At 39.4% G+C, this 19884-nt stretch carries 18 protein-coding genes; 16 read left to right on the top strand and 2 right to left on the bottom strand.

What is annotated here, in order from left to right; genetic code table 11:
* Window positions 1-18: 18 nt before the first annotated feature.
* From KUV80_RS13905 to KUV80_RS13845, 13 genes are all read left to right on the top strand, one after another.
* Complete coding sequence (locus tag KUV80_RS13905) at window positions 19-789, top strand: GNAT family N-acetyltransferase (RefSeq protein ID WP_222463344.1); 771 nt, start codon at window positions 19-21, stop codon at window positions 787-789.
* Window positions 790-795: 6 nt separating this feature from the next.
* Window positions 796-1782 (top strand): S66 family peptidase, encoded by a 987-nt coding sequence (locus tag KUV80_RS13900; RefSeq protein WP_222463343.1) that lies wholly within the window; start codon window positions 796-798, stop codon window positions 1780-1782.
* A 209-nt stretch (window positions 1783-1991) separates the two neighbouring features.
* Window positions 1992-3338 carry an aspartate aminotransferase family protein gene (locus KUV80_RS13895; RefSeq protein ID WP_222463342.1) on the top strand — a complete coding sequence of 449 codons (1347 nt, stop codon included), beginning with the start codon at window positions 1992-1994 and terminating at the stop codon, window positions 3336-3338.
* 9 nt (window positions 3339-3347) lie between these two features.
* Window positions 3348-4841, top strand: a complete 1494-nt coding sequence (locus KUV80_RS13890; RefSeq protein ID WP_222463341.1) for a pyridoxal phosphate-dependent decarboxylase family protein — start codon at window positions 3348-3350, stop codon at window positions 4839-4841.
* On the top strand, window positions 4838-6619 hold the full coding sequence (locus KUV80_RS13885; RefSeq protein ID WP_222463340.1) for an IucA/IucC family protein: 1782 nt from the start codon (window positions 4838-4840) through the stop codon (window positions 6617-6619). The genes KUV80_RS13890 and KUV80_RS13885 overlap by 4 nt, the downstream gene beginning before the upstream one ends.
* A gap of 16 nt (window positions 6620-6635) precedes the next feature.
* Window positions 6636-7187 (top strand): GNAT family N-acetyltransferase, encoded by a 552-nt coding sequence (locus KUV80_RS13880; protein WP_222463668.1) that lies wholly within the window; start codon window positions 6636-6638, stop codon window positions 7185-7187.
* The gene (locus KUV80_RS13875) at window positions 7162-8511 is read left to right on the top strand and encodes a lysine N(6)-hydroxylase/L-ornithine N(5)-oxygenase family protein (protein WP_222463339.1); all 1350 of its coding nucleotides are present in this window, start codon (window positions 7162-7164) and stop codon (window positions 8509-8511) included. The genes KUV80_RS13880 and KUV80_RS13875 overlap by 26 nt, the downstream gene beginning before the upstream one ends.
* Window positions 8487-9692, top strand: a complete 1206-nt coding sequence (locus KUV80_RS13870; protein ID WP_222463338.1) for an MFS transporter — start codon at window positions 8487-8489, stop codon at window positions 9690-9692. Before KUV80_RS13875 ends, KUV80_RS13870 begins: the two co-directional genes overlap by 25 nt.
* Window positions 9676-11475: an IucA/IucC family protein gene (locus tag KUV80_RS13865; protein ID WP_222463337.1), complete on the top strand. Its 1800-nt coding sequence runs from the start codon at window positions 9676-9678 to the stop codon at window positions 11473-11475. Before KUV80_RS13870 ends, KUV80_RS13865 begins: the two co-directional genes overlap by 17 nt.
* 340 nt (window positions 11476-11815) lie before the next feature.
* Window positions 11816-12211, top strand: a complete 396-nt coding sequence (locus tag KUV80_RS13860; protein ID WP_222463336.1) for a DUF2500 domain-containing protein — start codon at window positions 11816-11818, stop codon at window positions 12209-12211.
* 45 nt (window positions 12212-12256) lie between these two features.
* A complete protein-coding gene (locus KUV80_RS13855) occupies window positions 12257-12565 on the top strand; it encodes a DUF2087 domain-containing protein (RefSeq protein ID WP_222463667.1) in 309 nt (102 codons plus the stop codon).
* Window positions 12538-13617: a phosphotransferase gene (locus tag KUV80_RS13850; RefSeq protein ID WP_222463335.1), complete on the top strand. Its 1080-nt coding sequence runs from the start codon at window positions 12538-12540 to the stop codon at window positions 13615-13617. Before KUV80_RS13855 ends, KUV80_RS13850 begins: the two co-directional genes overlap by 28 nt.
* Before the next feature lie 76 nt (window positions 13618-13693).
* Window positions 13694-14380: a YqcI/YcgG family protein gene (locus tag KUV80_RS13845; protein WP_222463666.1), complete on the top strand. Its 687-nt coding sequence runs from the start codon at window positions 13694-13696 to the stop codon at window positions 14378-14380.
* Between the two features lie 172 nt (window positions 14381-14552).
* Here KUV80_RS13845 and KUV80_RS13840 read toward each other — a convergent pair whose 3' ends face one another.
* Window positions 14553-15458: a hypothetical protein gene (locus tag KUV80_RS13840; RefSeq protein ID WP_222463334.1), complete on the bottom strand. Its 906-nt coding sequence runs from the start codon at window positions 15456-15458 to the stop codon at window positions 14553-14555.
* A gap of 217 nt (window positions 15459-15675) precedes the next feature.
* Here KUV80_RS13840 and KUV80_RS13835 point away from each other — a divergent pair, with 217 nt between their 5' ends.
* From KUV80_RS13835 to KUV80_RS13825, 3 genes are all read left to right on the top strand, one after another.
* Window positions 15676-16479 carry an aminoglycoside phosphotransferase family protein gene (locus KUV80_RS13835; protein ID WP_338083502.1) on the top strand — a complete coding sequence of 268 codons (804 nt, stop codon included), beginning with the start codon at window positions 15676-15678 and terminating at the stop codon, window positions 16477-16479.
* A 24-nt stretch (window positions 16480-16503) separates the two neighbouring features.
* Window positions 16504-17343, top strand: coding sequence for a DUF4037 domain-containing protein (locus KUV80_RS13830; RefSeq protein ID WP_222463333.1), 840 nt, complete (start codon window positions 16504-16506; stop codon window positions 17341-17343).
* 207 nt (window positions 17344-17550) lie between these two features.
* Entirely contained in the window at window positions 17551-18417 is an 867-nt protein-coding gene (locus KUV80_RS13825) for a dimethylarginine dimethylaminohydrolase family protein (RefSeq protein ID WP_222463332.1), read from the top strand.
* A 93-nt stretch (window positions 18418-18510) separates the two neighbouring features.
* On the opposite strand, the gene KUV80_RS13820 is transcribed toward KUV80_RS13825, so the two are convergent.
* On the bottom strand, window positions 18511-19665 hold the full coding sequence (locus tag KUV80_RS13820) for a histidine kinase N-terminal domain-containing protein (RefSeq protein ID WP_222463331.1): 1155 nt from the start codon (window positions 19663-19665) through the stop codon (window positions 18511-18513).
* Window positions 19666-19884: the final 219 nt, after the last annotated feature.

Raw genomic sequence — 19884 nt, 5'->3', positions numbered from 1 at the left:
GAGTTGAGTGGAAATCGTATGCATGATAAAGAAAGATTAGAATTGTTAATAGCCCCCTTTTTTTACTTATTAAACGGCATGCCCGAGTATCTTGGGTTGGAACAGAAGCATTCGGTTGAAAATGAGCTTTTTTCTGAGATTGTGGAGAAGTTGCTAACGATCGGATCGCAAAAACATCTTAACCGAGTGGGTGTTCATTTACGCAATGAAACGAACACACAATCCAGTTTGGCCAGGTATCTAGAAGAGTGTGGTTTTAAGCATCATTCTAACTCAATAGAATACGTGAAGAATCTATCTGAGGAGTTTGAGTTTCATCCCGATTTTTCTTACTATACTTTAAAGGATGGTAAGTTTACCGAAAAAGAGTTTAAGGGCTTATGGGAAAGGGTGATGCAAAACTCACTAAACAAGCGTTCGACGATATCGATGGAAGGGCATTTAAGTTCCGTTAAGAATGAGCTAGGATCTCATTGGAAACACAACTGTGGTGTATTTTATATGCAAAACCGTCCTATCGCGGTATGTATCCCTCATATCGAACCTGGGACAGAGGATGAAGGCCGTTTGTTCTATTTTGGGTTGCTGCCAGAAGAGAGGGGAAAAGGGTATGCTTCAAAGCTTCATAACGATTCTCTCTATCTATTAAAAAAGATGGGCGCAAGCTATTACATAGGTTCTACTCATGAGTCGAACAAGGCGATGCAGAAGCTTTTTACACGGTCAGGGTGTAAGGAGAATGCTAGGAAATCTTCGTACTACTATTATTTTTCATTTAAAAAAGGATGATACATAATGAACAAAACTGTACCAGAACGACTGCAGAGAGGCGATGAAATCAGGATTATCGCTCCATCAACGACGCATCAGATTATTTCAGAGGATATTGTAAGGGAAGCGATCAGAAATTTTGAGAAACTAGGTTTACGAGTAACATTCGGTAAAAATATTATGGAATCCAGTGTGTTAATGACTGCTCCTATTGAAAAGCGTATAGAAGACTTGCATGAGGCTTTTCTTGATTCGAATGTAAAAGGGATATTCACAACAATTGGCGGCTTTACTTCCAACCAGCTGTTGAAATATATAGACTATGACTTGATTCGGAAAAACCCAAAGGTATTTTGCGGTTATTCTGACATTACTGCTCTCCAGAATGCCATTTTTACAAAAACGGGACTCGTAACCTATTCAGGTCCAGCATTCTCTTCATTAGGTATGAAAAAAGGATTGGACTATACGTTAGAGTATCTTCAAAAAGTATTGATGAGTGAGGAAGAGGCAGACTTGAAACCTTCCCTTCATTGGAGCAATGATAGCTGGTATATCGATCAAGACAATCGTGCGTTTATTGAGAATGAGGGGTATGGAGTTTTTCAGGAGGGAAGTGCTTCAGGCACTATTATTGGCGGCAACCTAAGCACACTCAACTTGTTGCAAGGGACAGCGTTTATGCCAAGTCTGGAGAATACGATTTTATTTTTAGAAGATGACTCAGAGGTGAATGCTCGCACGTTCGATAGGGATCTGCAGTCTTTAATCCACCAGCCTTCATTTAGCGGTGTAAAAGGAATTGTCATCGGAAGATTTGAAAAAGGCTCAAACATTACAGAAGAAGAGCTGCGTTATGTTATTGAAACAAAAGAGGAACTAAGAAACCTTCCTGTTGTCGTAAACGCTAATTTTGGTCATACTACACCTATTTTTACATTTCCGATTGGGGGAAGATGTGAGTTGAAAGCTCAACTAAACAAAGTCTCTATTAAACTATCATTTGAATAAATGAAAAGTCGCCGGCTGGCGGCTTTTTTTGTTTGTTAATTAAGGGACTTTATACCTACTCGCTACATCCAGCAAAGAATATAATTGGAAGGAAGTTAGGGATAAACTCTCATTGACGATGATAATCATTATCAATTAAGGTTATACATGTAATTAATAATGAGAATCATTTTCAGTGAAAAAACAACCCATTTTAAGGAGGAGCAAACATGAGCACTCTACAAATAGAAATGAACGAACATTATCTTAAACAACAGGAAAAACGAGAATCCAACGCAAGATCATATCCGAGAAGAATTCCGATTGCCATTGAAGAAGCAGAGGGCATTTATGTAAAAGATGCGAATAGAAACAAATACATCGATTGTCTTGCCGGAGCTGGGACACTTGCACTCGGTCATAACCATCCGGTTGTAATTGATGCGATTGAAAAAGTGCTTCATGACAAGCGGCCATTACATACATTAGATTTAACAACACCTGTAAAGGAAGAATTCGTGAGTGAAGTGTTTGATAGTTTACCAGAAGCGTTTGCGAAACGTGCCAAAATTCAATTTTGTGGTCCAACTGGCGGAGATGCAATTGAAGCTGCGATCAAACTTGTAAAAACGGCAACGGGAAGAAGAAGCATCCTATCCTTCCAAGGAGGGTATCACGGAGCAACGCACGGGACAATGGCTCTATCTGGAAATTTAGGACCAAAGATGAACGTACAAGGTCTAATGCCAGATGTTCATTTTATGCCTTATCCATATGCGTACCGCTGTCCGTTTGGAGTCGGTGGAGAAGAGACGCACAAAATTAGCGCTAAATATATTGAAAATCTTTTATATGATCCAGAAAGCGGTATTTTACCACCTGCAGCGATGATTCTAGAAGTCGTTCAAGGCGAAGGCGGTTCGATACCTGCTCCAGTTGAGTGGTTACGAGAGATCCGCCGCATTACAAAAGAGCGCAACATTCCATTGATTATTGATGAGGTTCAAACTGGAATCGGCCGAACCGGTGAGCTTTTTGCTTTTCAGCATGCTGATATCATTCCGGATGTGGTCGTTTTATCAAAAGCAATTGGTGGAAGCTTGCCGTTATCGGTTGTCATTTATGACCGAGAGCTCGATAAATGGGGACCGGGCGCGCACATCGGAACGTTCCGGGGCAACCAAATGGCAATGGCAGCAGGGACGGCAACGCTTCGTTATATAAAAGAAAATCAACTATCAAAACATGCAGCAGAGCTTGGCGAAAAATTAATGCTAGAGCTTTCTATTCTTCAAAATGAAGTTCCTGAAATTGGTGATGTTCGCGGCAGAGGCTTGATGGTAGGAGCAGAAATCGTAAATCCGCGTATTCCGTCAGGATTAAAAGGGACGTATGCAGCTCATCCAGAACTTGCAAGCCGTATACAGAGGGAGTGCTTTAACAGAGGCTTGATTTTAGAAGTGGGTGGCAGACATGGGAGTGTCATCAGATTTTTACCACCTCTTATCATAACGGAGAAGCAGCTTGATGATGTGATTGCTATTTTTAAAGATGCGGTTAGAGCCGCACTCAAATAGAGGTGCTATATGAACACAACGGACTTTGATCGTTTTTTTCTTAACGAAAGTGATGCAGGAACTCAAAGCTTTCAACAGATCTTGTTACAAACACAACAATTGCTAAGCCAATTTTATAAAAATAACGGCAACGCTTTTAACGGAAAACTGCCACAGGAAATTGAGACCGAGGTAAACGCATTATCGCTTTCGTCTCCTCATGGAGAAGACACATACAAAGTGCTGGATGATATTTTGCAAGCCATCGTTCACAATAGCATCCATGTTACGCACCCAACGAGTATCGGACATTTGCATTGTCCGCCAGTAATTCCGGCAATTGCAGCTGAGCTTATTATTGCAGCACTAAACCAATCGATGGATTCATGGGATCAAAGTTCCGCTGCTACCTACTTAGAGGAAAGAATGTTGGAGTGGGTTAGCCAAAAACTAAAACTGCCAGACACAGCTGATGGAACATTTACAAGTGGCGGGACGCAATCCAACTATATGGGGCTGCTATTAGCGCGTGACCGGTACTGCGATAAGCACTTGAACTGGAACGTGAAGAAACAGGGGCTTCCCCAGGAATCATATAAGATGCGCATTCTTTGTTCTGAAGATGCTCATTTCACTGTAAAAAAATCAGCTTACCAGTTAGGTCTTGGTGAACAGGCTGTTGTAACCATTCGTACAGATGATAATAAGAAAATGAATACAATTGATTTAAAGAAAGAAATAGAGCGACTAGAAGCAGGCGGACTTCTGCCGATGTGTATCGTCGCAACGGCTGGTACAACTGATTTTGGAAGCATCGACCCAATCGCGGACATCGCGGTTGTTGCTGAGGAACACGATTTATGGCTGCATGTAGATGCTGCGTATGGGGGAGCATTAATGCTGAGCGATACGCATGTTGACAAACTTTCACGTATTGAACAAGCAGATTCTGTCACTATCGATTTTCACAAGCAGTTCTACCAGCCCATCAGCTGTGGTGCTTTTTTTGTTAAAAACAAAACGAGCTTCAGATATCTAGCACACCATGCCGATTACTTAAACCCAGAGAACGATGAAGAAGACGGTCTTGTTCATTTAGTAAATAAATCGGTACAAACTACGAGACGGTTTGATGCGTTAAAGCTGTATATGTCCCTTCGAATTATCGGTGAAAAGAATTTTGGCAATATGATTGATTATACATTGCACCTTGCAAGCCAAGCAGCAAGTGTCATCAGCCAAAAAGAAAATTTCGAAGTGTGTAACGAAAACCCAGAGATGAACGCGGTTGTTTTTCGTTATGTAAAAGGTGCTACGAAGGACAACAATGAACGAAACACGTTTATTTATAAGAGGATTATTCATACAGGAACAGCACTTGTTGCGAAGACAAAAGTGAGGGACCACGTATTTTTAAAATTTACGTTGCTGAATCCACGAACAACAATCGTGGATATTGAAGATGTTCTTCATAGCATTTCTCAATTTGCTTTAGAGTACGAAGACAGGGGGATTACCCAATGACAAAACATAAATTAAGAGCTGAACAGGCGAGTATGCAAAGCTTTTTAAACTGTTATCTTAGGGAAACACAAGACTTTATTGAGATTGAGAACGAAGAGATTGAATGGAGTGGAGAAACGCCTCAAAAATGGATAAAACTTTCATTGACCAGTCAAGGTGGAGCGATTTATGCAGCAGTTAAACATCATTCACTGACAGGAAGGCATTTGTTCCACTTTCCCATTTTTTATAAAACGAGTCAACATCAGATATCTCTTGACTATGTCACGTTAATATCTTTGCTTTCAAAAGAGCTGTTGCTCGAACAAAACCGTGAAGATGCGGAAGATGAGTTGATGCTGCGCACGATCTTAAGCTGCCAGAACATCAAGCGATATTTAGAAGAACGAGAAAGTGATGAAGATAAACTAAATAACAGTGAATTTACGTTTATTGAGGCAGAGCAATCTCTTCTGTTCGGACATCTGCTTCATCCAACTCCAAAAAGCAAGCAGGGTATGACGAATGAGCAAGAATCACTCTACTCTCCCGAGATGAAAGGTGAGTTTCAGCTTCATTTTTTTAAAGCCGATCGATCTATCGTTGATCAAGATTCCGCTGACTCTTTGACGGCTGAGGAAATATCCTTACATCTGCTTCAGATGGATAAGATATTTTTACAAACGATAAAACAAGATGATTCATCCGTGTACATACCCGTACATCCACTGCAAGTACCCGTTCTTCTAGAAGATGAATACGTGAAAAAATTAATAAAAAAAGAGAAACTCAGCTACATTGGATCTTATGGCGAACCGTTCATGGCTACTTCTTCCATGCGTTCAGTGTACAGCAAAGATTTCAAATACATGTTCAAGTTTTCTGTACCGGTAAAAATTACAAATTCACTTCGCGTTAATCTGGAGAAAGAGCTTCATCGAGGCGTGGAAGTTTCCAGGCTCATGCAGTCTCAAATCGGACAAGAACTTAACGAATTTTTCCCTTCGTTTCAAGTGATTAAAGATCCTGCATTTTTAAATATAGCGACTGATAAAGAAACGTCAGGTTTTGAAGTAGTGATCCGAGAAAATCCTTTCTATCAAAATGATAAAAATGCGAGCTTAGTAGCTGGATTATGTCAAGATCACGGATATGGTGGTCGTTCGCGTATCTCTGAGCTCATTCACGAGATTGCAGAAAAAGAGAGCAGATCGACTGAGGCAGTAAGCAAAGATTGGTTCGGAGAGTACTTGTCTATCGCATTAGATCCGATGGTTTGGCTTTATGAAACATATGGAATTGCCCTTGAAGCACACCAGCAGAATTCAATAGTACAGCTAAAAGGCGGATATCCAAGCACGTTCTTTTACCGTGATAACCAAGGCTATTATTACAGCGAATCGAAAGCAGACCTGTTAGTGAAGCAACTTTCTGACCTTAACCGCAAAAGTGTGACAATCTGCAGTGATGCCGTAGCAATCGAACGATTTCGTTATTACTTTTTCATGAATCATCTGTTTGGATTGATTAACGGGTTTGGAGCAGCAGGTTTAATTGAAGAAGCAGAGCTTATGAAGATGTTGCGAAACCGGTTAGTCCATCACGACTCTTTAACAGGAGGTAAATCTGGGCTCTTAAGAAGTTTGCTGGATTCAACTGAACTCCCTTGTAAAGCAAACTTGCTTACACGTTTTCATGACATGGACGAGCTCGTAGGATCACTTGAAACACAATCTGTGTACAGAAATATACCTAACCCATTGCAGAAGGTGATGACGCTTGATGAAGCCAGAATTTAGTTTTTATGATTCATTGATCGAAAAGACATTATCTTTTGTAAAAGTGGACTTAGAGCGAGATGCCGAACTTCTTCACAAGTGGCAGCAGCAATCTTATGTGGTTCCATTTTGGAAGCTTGATATGCCGTTTACAGAATACAAAACACATCTGGAACATTTTTTGGCAGATAAACATCAGACCCTTTATCTTGGATTGATCGATGGTGTTCCGATGAGCTATTGGGAAGCGTATTGGGTAAGGGGTGACGTAGTTGAAGATTGCTATGACCCGCACCCGAAGGATCAAGGAATTCATCTGTTAATTGGGGAGGAAGCATTTTTAGGGCAAGGCTATGCAATGCCTCTTTTACGTGCAATGGTTCATTTTCAGTTCTTATCAAAGGGCACTGAAAAAGTGATTGCGGAACCAGATATAATGAATGAAAAAATGATTCACGTGTTTGAAAAATGCCGTTTTGAAAAAGTGAAACCAATCAAGCTGCCAGATAAGACAGGTATGCTCATGTTCTGCCATAGAGAAACGTTTGAAAGGAGATGGAGTGATGTCTTTAAAGCAGCCGCAACATGAAAAAGTGTATGACATCATCGGCGTAGGCATCGGGCCATTTAATCTCGGTCTCGCAGCAATGCTTGATGAAACGGGTGGAAAAGAGGCACTGTTTTTTGAGAAAAAAACAGAGTTTAACTGGCATAAAGGAATGCTAATCGATGGTACAACCTTGCAGGTTCCCTTCTTTGCAGATTTAATCAGCATGGCAAACGTCAAGAGCAAGTACACCTTTTTAAACTATTTGCAGGAACATAACAGATTGTACCACTTTTATTTTCTAGAAAACTTTCATATTCCACGGACCGAATACAACCACTATTGCCGATGGGCAGCAAGCCAGATCGAGTCTTGCCGCTTTGGAACGAGCGTTGAACAGATTGTCCCTATAGATTATGGTGATGGTCACTTGTATGAAGTAATGGTGAAATCGGAAAACAGTGGAGAAACACAAGCGTATTATACAAAGCACCTGGCCATTGGAATCGGAACAAGTCCTTCTGTTCCGTCTCATCTTGAAAAGAAGTTAGGATGTAACGTCATTCATTCTTCTCAGTATTTGAAGCACAAGAAAAATTTAATGCAGGCAAAGAGCATAACTGTAATTGGATCTGGCCAAAGTGCGGCGGAGGTTTTTTATGACCTGGCCCAGCTTCAGGATAATGACCGTTATTCGTTGAACTGGTTCACACGGTCAAACGGATTTTTCCCGATGGAGTATTCGAAGCTAGGTCTTGAGTATTTTTCACCTGATTACACGAATTTCTTTTATGATTTATCACAATCCAAAAAAGATGAACTCCTGCAAAAACAAGATCTTCTCTATAAAGGTATCAGCATGGATACGATCGCTGATATTTATAATCTGTTATACGAAAAAACGGTGGGTGAAGTAAAACCAGAGATTCATTTGCAGGCGATGACAGAGCTCGTTCATTTAGAAAATAAAGGAAATCGTAACATACTTACATTGCGTCAGCATGTTACAGGAGATGTGTTTGAACTAGAGTCAGATGTTGTTATTTTAGGTACCGGCTATGCTCCTTCACTTCCGCATTTCCTCATAAGCATGCAGGACAAAATTCAGTGGGATATGAAAAACAGGTACCAGATCAAACGGGATTATCGTTTACAAACAAAAGGTCTTGAAAACAATCACATCTTTATTCAAAATGGAGAGCTTCACACACACGGAGTCGGTGCTCCTGATTTAGGTCTTGGTGCATATCGAAATGCTGTAATCGTCAATACGCTCTATGATGAAGAAATCTATTGTGTCAGCCATAAAAATGTGTTTCAGACATTCGGGACGGAACCTTCATGGAAGTTAGCAAGCGTTCGTTAACCTTTTTTCTTTTATGCTGTGTCTTCCTGTTTGTGTGCACCGAAGTTTTGTTATCACCGTTCTATCCGCAATTCTTTCGTAAGGTGTACGGCATCACGGACCCCGATGTAACAGGGGTTTACATCATGACATGCCGTTTAGTGGTCGTCATTTTCACACCAATATGGGGCATGCTCGCAAAAAAATACAACAGCTCCATTTTGCTGATGATCGGTCAATGGGGAACAGGGCTCTCCTGCTTTATAGTGGCAATTTCACAGACGTTTGTGATGTTTCTAACGGCAAGTATGCTGTTGCTCCTTTTTAAGAGCAGTTACTTTTTATTGTACACAATCATGATGGAACAAAATGAAGGAAGAACAACAGGTACGGCAGCCAGTTATCATGCCGTTCTACAGGGAGCCATCGTAACCGCGACCGTTTTATCGGCTTGGATAATACAGATGGAGAATCCGCTTATGATCTTTTGGATGATCGGTCTTATCGAATGTTTCTTAGGTCTTTGCAGTTATTTTTTATTGAAACAAACGTTGAACAAACAAAAGATAAGTAATACACGGCAGAATGTAAATCATGATTCGAGTCTATTTCCGCACTTTGTGAAATTCGGCATCGTGGTGTTAACGATTCATTTAGCAGTAAATATGATTCGGCCATTCTTTACAACGTACACCGAAAATGTGTACCACACGAGTGAGATTATGAGCAGCCTGTTGTTCTTAATACCAAGTCTTATGAGCATCATTAGTCTGCCTCTAATCTTAAGATACAGTGAAAAAATTGGCTGGAACGGCTATGTGTTCGCGACGATTCTGATGATTTCAGGCCTTTTTTTCCAAGGAATTGAAACGGGAATGGTGGGCTTGATCGTGTTCCGATGTTTGTTCGGAATAGGAGCTGCCTGGTGTTTGGCAAAACTGGATGTTTTTCTTTTTCAAAAAAGCCAAAATACACATGGCGACTATAGTAAAATCTCTGCGATTCAAAATGTAGGTTTGCTGCTTGCACCTGTTGCGGCATCATTCATCGTGAGCAACCAATCGATTTCAGACGTATTTTTCTATGCAAGTCTGTTTGTTGTTCTTCACCTTGTTGTTTTCTTATGGAGTACGTTCACAAGCGAAAGAAAGGCAGGGAAACTGCACTTTCAAAAGGAGGAAAAGCATGCTTTATATAAATGAAACAGAAGCTATTTTACAGCGTGATACGTGGGAGATTGTGAATAAGAACTTGCTTGCCAAAATGCTCGCAGAGTACATGTATGAAGACATGATTTCTCCAGAAAAAACAGAAGAGGGATATGTATTCACGATAAATGAGAAGCGGAAATATCGGTTTACAGCAGAGAAACGTTTCTTTGACAGCTATGAGGTAGATAGAGATTCTATCGAAGTTTTTGAGTCGGAGAAGTGGAAGCCGGCAAGAAGTGCGATTACCTTTTTAACGGATATTCAGCCGTTGATCGGGATGTCAGCTGAAACAGCAGGACATTTAATTAAAGAGTTAAACCATACGCTGATTGCTGATGCAAACACATTAAACCATCATCAAAAGACTTCTGATGAACTGGCTGATCTCGATTATGCTGAATTAGAAGGAGAAATGTCAGGTCACCCTTGGATTACATACAACAAAGGACGTATTGGGTTTGGCTTTGACGATTACATGAAATATGCCCCTGAAAACCAGCAGGAGACGAAGCTGTTTTGGATTGCTGTTCATCGTGACCGTGCACAGTTTCATTCCGTAAGTGAGCTTCACTACGAAAAACTGATTTTGAAAGAACTTGATGGTGTACTTCTTCAGCGGTTTAATGAAATTTTACGGGAAAACGGAAAACTGCCGTTAGATTATTACTTCATGCCTGTTCACGAATGGCAATGGAAGAACGTATTGATTCAAAACTTTCCGGAAGATTTGGCGAACGGGGTAATTGTTCCGTTAGAAGAAGGAACAGATCATTACTTGCCCCAGCAGTCGATCAGAACGTTTGTGAACACAACGAACAAAACGAAAGCTCATGTGAAGCTTCCAATGAGTATTTTAAACACTCTCGTCTATCGCGGGCTTCCATCTGAACGTACAGTGATTGCTCCGCGAGTTACGGAACACATCAAAGGAATCTTTGAACAGGACCATTTTTTAAAAGAAGAGTGTCAGGTGGTTTTACCGGGTGAAGTGGCAAGCATGAACGTGGACCATCCCCACTACAGCAAGTTAAAAGGAGCACCGTATCAATATTTAGAAATGCTCGGAACCATATGGCGTGAAAGCATCTATACGTATTTGAAAGAGGGGGAACAGCCGATCACCCTTGCTGCTCTTCATCATGTAGATGTGAATGGAAAACCATTTGTTCAAAGTTTGATTGAAAAGTCTGGCTTAAGTGCAGATGAATGGGTGAAGAAGTTCTTTTCGGTTGTCATGCCGCCATTGCTGCACTTTTTGTATCAGTACGGAACAGTTTTCTCTCCACATGGTCAGAACACGATTCTCATATTGAAAGACTATCAGCCTGAAAGATTAGCAGTGAAGGATTATGTGGATGACGTCAACATCTCTGATCAGCCTTTCCCTGAACTGGAAGGAGTAACGGAAGAGTTGCGTAAAGTATTGCGCAGCGAGCCACCTGAAGGGTTAACGCAGTTTATTTTCACTGGACTTTTCATCTGTCATCTCCGGTACATGTCGAACGTTTTAGTGAAGAAGAAACTGATTGAAGAAAAAGCCTTTTGGTCGCATTTGGTAGAAGCTATTGAAGCGTATCAAAAGAGATTTTCTCATTTGGAGGACCGGTTCAAGCTGTTTGATTTCTTTAAGCCAGAACTGACAAAACTATGTTTAAACCGCAACAGAATGGTAGATTACGGATATGGCGATGGTGAAGACCGACCACACGCATCAGAATATGGCAAAGTACAGAATGCCCTGCACGATATACGAGCAAATAGAGTGTCCGTTTAAGAGTAAAGGAAGAAAAAGTCGCTTCGGCGGCTTTTTTTCGTTCTTTAAAGAGTGTAGTGGATTGTAAAAACACCTATTGAATAAAAATACCCATAAAATAAGTGAAAAAGATGGTTGTTCCTGTCGAAGTCCAAGTCTATGAGCGAACATTGGAATTCTATGAGCATTTGTGTAATAAAAAAAAGAACACGTACCGTAAGACTGCTTTAGTCAGTAAATCTGAGAGCAAGCTTTCACACCAACGTAAAGACTGAAACTTCTGTCTTTATAACTCCGTATGTAATAATATGTTAAAAGAGACGTCTTGTAAGGTAGATTTTTCACATGGGGGGGTTAAACGATGAACGATTTTCAAGAACCTGGATTAGGCGGAGGAGACTGGCTGTTTGAGTTTGGACCAATTTTTATGGGTGCAGTCTTCGTCCTTGTAATTGGATTATTTTTATTTGTAATTGTTAAAGGTATTAGCCAGTGGAACTATAACAACAATCAGCCAATATTAACCGTTTCAGCGGATGTGAAAACAAAGCGAACGGAAGTGAGAGGTGGAGCAAATGATACACGAGCTCGTACCGATTATTATGTAACATTTGAAGTGGAGAGCGGTGATCGCATGGAATTTGAAGTGAGCCCACAAGAATATGGCCAGTTGGTGGAAGGTGACAGAGGCACGCTTTCTTTTCAAGGGACTCGATATTTAAAATTTGAACGTATGAAGAAAACAGAAACTCTATAGAGTAGATTTACGCTGGAAAAAAGTAATGCTAAAAGGAGATCATTTATCATGTCTACAGAACTTAAAAACTATCAAACAAGTGTGTTGAATGCTTTTCTCAATAAAGAAGGTAAGTTGAAGAATATTCCTTCACAAAAAAAGAAAAAGTTAGTTGTTCTCGAACACTTGGTTCGCCAGCTTGAGGACGGTAAAACATACAGTGAGCCACATTTGAACGAATTTATTAAGAACTATCATGAAGATTTCTGTACGATTCGTAGAGAATTTATTGTGAATGGATATATGGATCGCGAATCAGGTACATATACGAAAAGACCAGAAGCTTTATGGTCAAAATGGCAGGAGCTGAAGTAAATCATAAGAAAGTAGTGAGTATCCTGAAAACGGAGCTAATTGAACAATCGTTATGGGAACATCTAAAAAGTGAGGCAGAAGGATTATTTGGTTTTACCATTTCTAAAGTTACGCCAATTAAACGAGGCTGGCTTAATGAAAAGTGGAAAATCGAAACAGACGAAGGGACTTTTTTATTAAAACAATACAATCGAGAGAGGTTAAAAAAATACGACCTCAATACAATTCGAAAAGCACTTCACACCCAAAATCGTGCTTTTTCACATGGGATTCCTTGCCCAGAATTGCTGCAGCATAACGGAAACCTTTTGCATGAGTCGAGTCTAGGTGAATATTTTACGGTGATGCGCTTTATGAAAGGTAGCTTGATAACAGCAGGGTCAGCTCATTCTAACCAGATGGAGTCGTTAGGGCAATCTGTTGGAAAGCTCCATAAACTGCTGAACGATGGGAACTTGCCGCCAAAGTCTGAGACGATGTTTAAAATACCACCTATTGAAGAACGTCTAGACTACTGGGACAGTGTATTATTGGAGTCTGAAGAAAAAGGGCTATACCACCTTCAACCATTCATGAAGCTACAAAAAGAAGCTACCCTAAAATTAAATTTATCTGAAATAATAAACTTCCCTAGCGGATGGTCTCATCGGGATTTATGGGTAGATAATCTGCTGTTTTTCGAATGTGAATTAGCGGCGATTTTGGATTTTGACCGTATGAATTATGATTTCCCCGCTATAGATGTCGCAAGAGTGGTGATCTCAACCTGCTTACAAGAAGAATCCTTAAACTTGGAAGCTGTACAGGCATTTGTAAAAGGATATAGCAATACAAATGAATTATCGCTCAAAATATTATGTTCTTCGATGAAACTGTTATGGTACCTCGAAAGTACGTGGTGGATCTCCGTAACGATGGAACATCAAGGCGATCCACCAAAGCGATTTGCAAAAGAAATGATATGGCTTGCAGAAAATTTGGAGGAGCTGGAACTCATTCTTTTTGGAAACAAGGAGCAGCAGGAAAATTTACGTTTTACCGAAACGTCTTAAGGGAAATTCCTCATTATCAGATAAGAGGAGTGGTTTAGTGGAGACGAAACAGTTAAGTTTGCTGACAAAAGAAGATATGACAAATCCAGAAAGGGTGCCGGCATGGGTCATTGAAGAGTATAAGACTTTTCATGAAACGGTGACGGACAAAACGTTTCCGTGTTATTTCGGAATGGCTGCAGAAAATAAAGGGGAACTTCGCTATGCTTATATGACGCATGACGACTGGTCCAACTTGCCTGAAGCGATAAAAGAATTCAATAAACTCTTTGACGCTCCAAAATTAATTCGTCACGGCTTATTTGTGTTCGTTGAACCAGAAAAGGAAGAAAAGGACATCCCACACTACAGGGAGTACTTTTGGAAGATTCTCCAATATCTTCACGAAACAGATGATCAGCCTTGGCCAGAACAAATTCCTAAAGATCCTGATCATCACTTGTTTGCTTTTTCGTTCAATCAAGAACCGTATTTTGTGTTCGGGAATGCACCGGCTTACAAGCAACGAAAAACGAGAGATCTCGGAAACAGCTTAGTTCTTGGATTCCAGCCACGCCGTATTTTTGAAGGATTAGAAGGCACATCCCCGGGCGGCAGCATGTCCCGTGAAAAAGTTCGTGAACGCGTGGAGAAATGGGATAACTTGCCGAAGCATCCAAACATCAGTCATTACGGAGATCCTGAGCATCGGGAATGGAAACAGTATTTTATCGGAGACGATGTAGAGCCGATTACCGGCAAATGCCCGTTTCATCATAAATAAAGCTTAAGATGTTTAGAGTGTTATCGGTTTAAAGCTAATTTGTCGAATTTCGGACATTTCTAAAATAACGTTGGATAAATCCAAATAACGTGGGATAAATCCCAAATAACGTGGGAGAAATCCAAATGAACGTGGGAATATAGAAAAAAGGACTCTTATCAGAGCCCTTTTTTTACGTTTTTCTGTAAATTGTGAAACGATACCCTTGCCAACAATCCATTAAATGATCTATTCGTATAATTTGCCACGGATGAAACATCGTTTGCCCATTTTTATTAAACGCGTGTTCCTCACTCAATAAAAGGGCTGCATGTACAGGACGATCATGTAAATCAAACCAAACGATTACATCAGAGGCTGATAAACGGTTTGTTTCGTTTTCCACATACTTGCTATCAAAAAGAAGCTGTAAAAACGTATCTTGTTGCATCCATTGATGAATGGATGACGCAGAATTCGTGATGCCTGCTATAACAGAGGCAAGGCAATTAGGCCCGTTTTGTCCAGGAAAAACATTGATGTATGCAGATAAGTTGGGATACTTATTTCTGTAGTGAACTATTTCCCCATTATCTAAAGCATGTTCATCCACCCACAAATCTGCATAGTTTACCAAGATAGTTTGACGCGTTTTATAAGAAAGTCTTCTCCAAATGTGACCTTGCAAAGAGACGATTTCATCATTATAAGCGTTTTGTTTTAACATAACTAAACATTCGTTTTGATCGGTCAAGTCGAGTCCTTCAAGCAAACTCCTCATTTCAATTTCGGTAAACATGAGACCTCTGTTTAATCTTTTTTGTTCAGCTATAATTTCTCGTTTGACATGTGGAAGCAACGCTAAAAAATCTTTGTTGGAAACATGACTGACATACTTAGCCCTTTTATCGATAGACCACGTAAGAAAAGAAGTTCGAACATTTAATGTGAGAAATTTTTTGTTTATCTCCTCAATTGTATAAACAGGAATACACTCCGGTTTCTCTACAAAGTAAAAAAGATCAAAGTCTGGAACCCAATTCTGTTCCCAGTTGCATAAAACATTCTGTGGAACCTGATAACCTTTAATAGAATTCATCATTTTCTCCTAGCAAAGTTCTTATTATCTGTTTACTTTTATTATTTCCATCCTGCTCTAACGCACAATATATATGTCATTTCATTAATACTTTTTTTAGAAGCTATATTTTTTAAAATGATTCTATCACCTATAAACACGTGTATTTCTCCTCTTATTTTTATGATAATCTAATCTTATCAATAATTCCCATTTGTTAGTAGGGTGTTATGGGGGAGTGAAAATTGAAATGAATCCAGTTACGATTGATGAAATTCCATTGCAGTTCAAAAATATCACGGGGAAAATAAATAATATGACGTTCCCTAAGCAAGGATACACTTCTGATGTGGGTATCCTTCATACGGATAAAGAAAGATATGTGGTGAAAAGAGCAAAAGGGGAACTTTTCAGAACGTGGTTGTCTCAAGAGGCATCGGTTCTTGTAGCCTTATCGGTGACAGATCTATCTGTACCGAGACTATTTCATTTTGTTTCTGATGCTGACTCTATGCAATCATGGACGTTAACCGAACATTTAGAAGGTGTTACGCTAAGAAACTATTTATATGAAGAAAAAGATCAACAAAACAGGCACAAGGCGATTTATAGTTTTGGCGAAACTTTAGCAAAGGTACATATTACAACGTGCCCGAATGAATTAATGGGAGATAAACTTTGGCTTGATGAACAATTAGAAAATGCACAGTTCAATCTTGAAAATTACGGAACGGAAGGCACAAGAGATCTGTTGGATAAGTTAAGGCGAGATCGTCCATCCTTTCATCCTCAAACGCTGATTCATGGTGATTTTACGTTAGATAATGTTTTAGTAAAAGACGGGAAAGTGACAAGTATCATTGATTGGAGCGGGGGAGCTTTTGGTGATCCGCGATACGATGTTTCCTTAGCCATACGTCCAAAGCCAAACGCCTTTGAAACGAAAGAAGATAAAGAAATGTTTTTTGCAGGGTACGGTAAAAAAATTATAACAGAAGCAGATTATCATTATTTTGAAGAAGGTTTATATAACTTTTTTTAATTATCATGAAAGGAAAGTATAGAAATGCATTTAATGAATGTAGCAAAAGAAATGGCATCGATCTATAAAAGGAACGAAAAGGTAAAAGCGGTTTTGCTCGCGGGTTCTGTTTCAAGGGGATGGCAAGACAAACACTCAGATATTGAACTGCATATTTTTTGGCAGGAAGCACCAACTGATTCAGAACGGATGTCCCCAATCCATGTGGTAAACGGGAACGTTTTAGATTTTTATCCTTATGAAGAAGAAGAGTGGTCAGAAACCTATCTGACTCACAACATTAAGTTAGAGATCAGTAATTTCTTAGTAACTACTATAGAAACGTACATTGAGGATGTTGTTCTTCATCACGAAACGAATTATGACAAACAGTGTATATTAGCATCCATTTTTTATGGTCATAGTTTATATGGAAATGAATTGATTCTTGATTTAAAAAAGAAAATTGAAAAATACCCAAGTGAACTTGCTGAAAAAATGATTCTTGAAAACCTCGAGCTTGGTAGTCGCTGGAACAATCGGAGAGCACTTGAGGATCGGGAAGACTGGTTAATGTTAATGGATGTTATATGTTCTACTCAGAAAAATTTGCTTGGCATCCTATTCGGGTTAAATCAGAAGTATGTACATCACCCAGCATTTAAATGGATGCATCAAACGATCAGCTCTATGGAGATTAAGCCTAATGACTTGGACAAGCGGCTAACAAGCATTCTAGTGGATAACATACAAAACTCAGTAGCTGAACTTGAGTTACTTCTGGATGAAATTTTAACACTTGTGGACGTCCACTATCCTCATATTGAAATAAAAAAATACAAAGAAAAGAACGCATTTCTTCGACCAGAAAATAGCGCTGAATAAAACGTAAGATAACCATACAAAATAAGGATAGCCATCCGAGTGGATTCGTTTGCTCGGGTGGTTTTTTTCAATTCAGTAAGCAGTTAACTTTTAGCCATTTTTGGGAAAAATAAAAATAGAATAATGAAAGGTGCAAAAAACGTTTACCATACTAATGATTTCGGGAAGAGCCTAATACATACCTTATGATTACATGGAGGATTCTAAATGGCTACCGTTATAAAAGGAGAACACCAACTCGTGAATTGTGACAGTGAATATGGCGTGTTAAAAAAAGTGATTGTTTGTGAACCTAGATTTATGAAGATCGATGAAGTGATTAATGAAACGCAACGACATTTTGCTAAAGACAATATCAATATGAAACGAGCAATGAAACAGCATCAACAATTTGTAAAAAAGTTATTAGAAAACGGAGTGGATGTATATAAACTTCCACCGATGGAAGAATTTCCAGAACAAGTCTTTACCCGTGATATCGGTTTTACAATAGGTGAAACGGTTTTTGTTTCAAAAATGGGAAGCACCATTCGTGATGGTGAGGAAAAAGTACTTCGGAACTGGCTGCTTGAACACCAGATCAATCTGTCACTTATTGAAGGTGATCGAATAGAAGGCGGTGACGTAATCATTCATGGCCAAACTGTCTTCATAGGTGTTAGTGGCCGAACATCAGAAGAAACGATTCGGCAATTGCAATCCGAATTGCCTGATATGACGGTTGTTCCAGTACCTTTTGACCCAATCTATTTGCATTTGGACTGTGTGTTTAATATTTTATCTGAACAAGAAGCCCTTATTTATCCTCAGGCGTTTGATGAACGAACCCTGAAGTTTCTCACTTCCCGTTTTGATTGTATTGAAGTGAACAAAGAGGAACAATTTACGATGGGGACTAATGTATTATCCATTGGAAACAAAAAAGTTCTAAGTCTTCCATGCAATGAAAAAGTGAATAGAGCACTTCACGAAAGAGGATATGATGTCATCGAAGTAGATATTTCAGAAATCATAAAGTCTGGCGGTTCATTCCGTTGCTGTTCGATGCCGCTATACAGAGGAACGGTGCATTAAAAAGACAAAAGCTTCTGCACATTATGCAGAGGCTTTTTTATATGAGCGCAACTTGCTTGAAATGATGAAGGCAAAAGAAAAAAGCTCAGACATTTAAGCTTTTTCTACCTTAATGAGTGAAGTATCTTCTTCTTCAGTTGGGGCATAGAGCGGTAGCACGATGGTGAACGTTGTAATTTCGTCAGTGGAAGAACAATGGATCGTTCCGTTGTGTTTTTCAATAATACTTTTGCACACAAAAAGTCCAATGCCAGTACCAAGCTCCTTTGTAGTAAAGAACGGCTCAAAAATGGTTTTGATCGTTTCTGGAGGAATAGCAGGTCCGTTATTTGAAATCATAATATGTACGTTTGACTCGGCTTCAATCTTGCTATAAATCATAAGCCGGCGATTCTGTTTTTTTTGTCTCAGAGCATCAATGGAATTCATGATGAGATTTAACAATACTTGTTTAAGCTCATCTTTGTGTGCCCGAATAGTTATAGTCGGATCGATTCTTGGTACCACATTGACGTCAGCATCTACAAGACTTGGATACATGAAATCTAGTATATCTGTGAATAGATCCTCCAGTGCAAACTCTTCTGCTTCTCTTTCCTGTACCCCTTTTCTTGAGGCATGAAGAAATTGGGAGATTCGAAAATTCAGCTGAGTCAGCTCATGGCTGATTATATCAATATACTTCATCCCGGGATTCTCCTGCTGCATGAGCTTAACGAAACCCATAACAGCAGTTAAGGGATTCCGAAATTCATGAACAAAACTGGAGGACATCTGCCCTAGAATGGTTAATCGTTCCTTATGGCTTTGATCAATAAAAAGGGTCTTTTCTTGAATCTCCGCATCCTTAAGCTGGGTGTATTTTTTAACAGCATGATATAAAAACTCGTCGAAAAGAGAGTTAATATTTTCAATAACGGGCTGAAGCTGCTCAATTGAGATACCAGAGCCTGTTACAAACCTAACAATTTCACTACGGCCCAAATTTACGTTGTAAACAAACTCCCCAATGTTAATCTTGGCTTCAAGTCGTTGATGCGCCACTTCATACGCGAGCTCCTTAATTTTTTCAGGTGAAAGCTGTCCGCGTAATGAAAGTTTAACTAAACCAACCATATGTAAAGCATTCTCAATCACTTTGTCCTTATGTATGTCAAGGTTTGATATGACAACTTTTCCATACCAATCTTGTAAATAAGTAGGCAGATTCTTATCCATATACGAAATCAAATTTTCGGTAATGTCCAACGCTCACACCTCTTTCAATGTAAGATCATGAAAAAACAACCAAAATTATTTTATATGTAAAAGTAATTATACTACATATAGTAATTGAATGAGAAAGTAAAAGCTATATACAGTTTACATTTTTTTCATTAAAAAGTGAAATCTTCTAGTAGGTAAAAGGAAGGGCAACATCGAAATGTAAGGTGAACTACTTTACCTATACTTCTTCTTTACTAATAA

Source organism: Fictibacillus nanhaiensis (assembly GCF_019801215.1).
Taxonomy (GTDB): domain Bacteria; phylum Bacillota; class Bacilli; order Bacillales; family Fictibacillaceae; genus Fictibacillus; species Fictibacillus nanhaiensis_C.
Note: the sequence above shows the minus strand (reverse complement) of the source record. Positions and strands in the feature narration are given on the sequence as shown.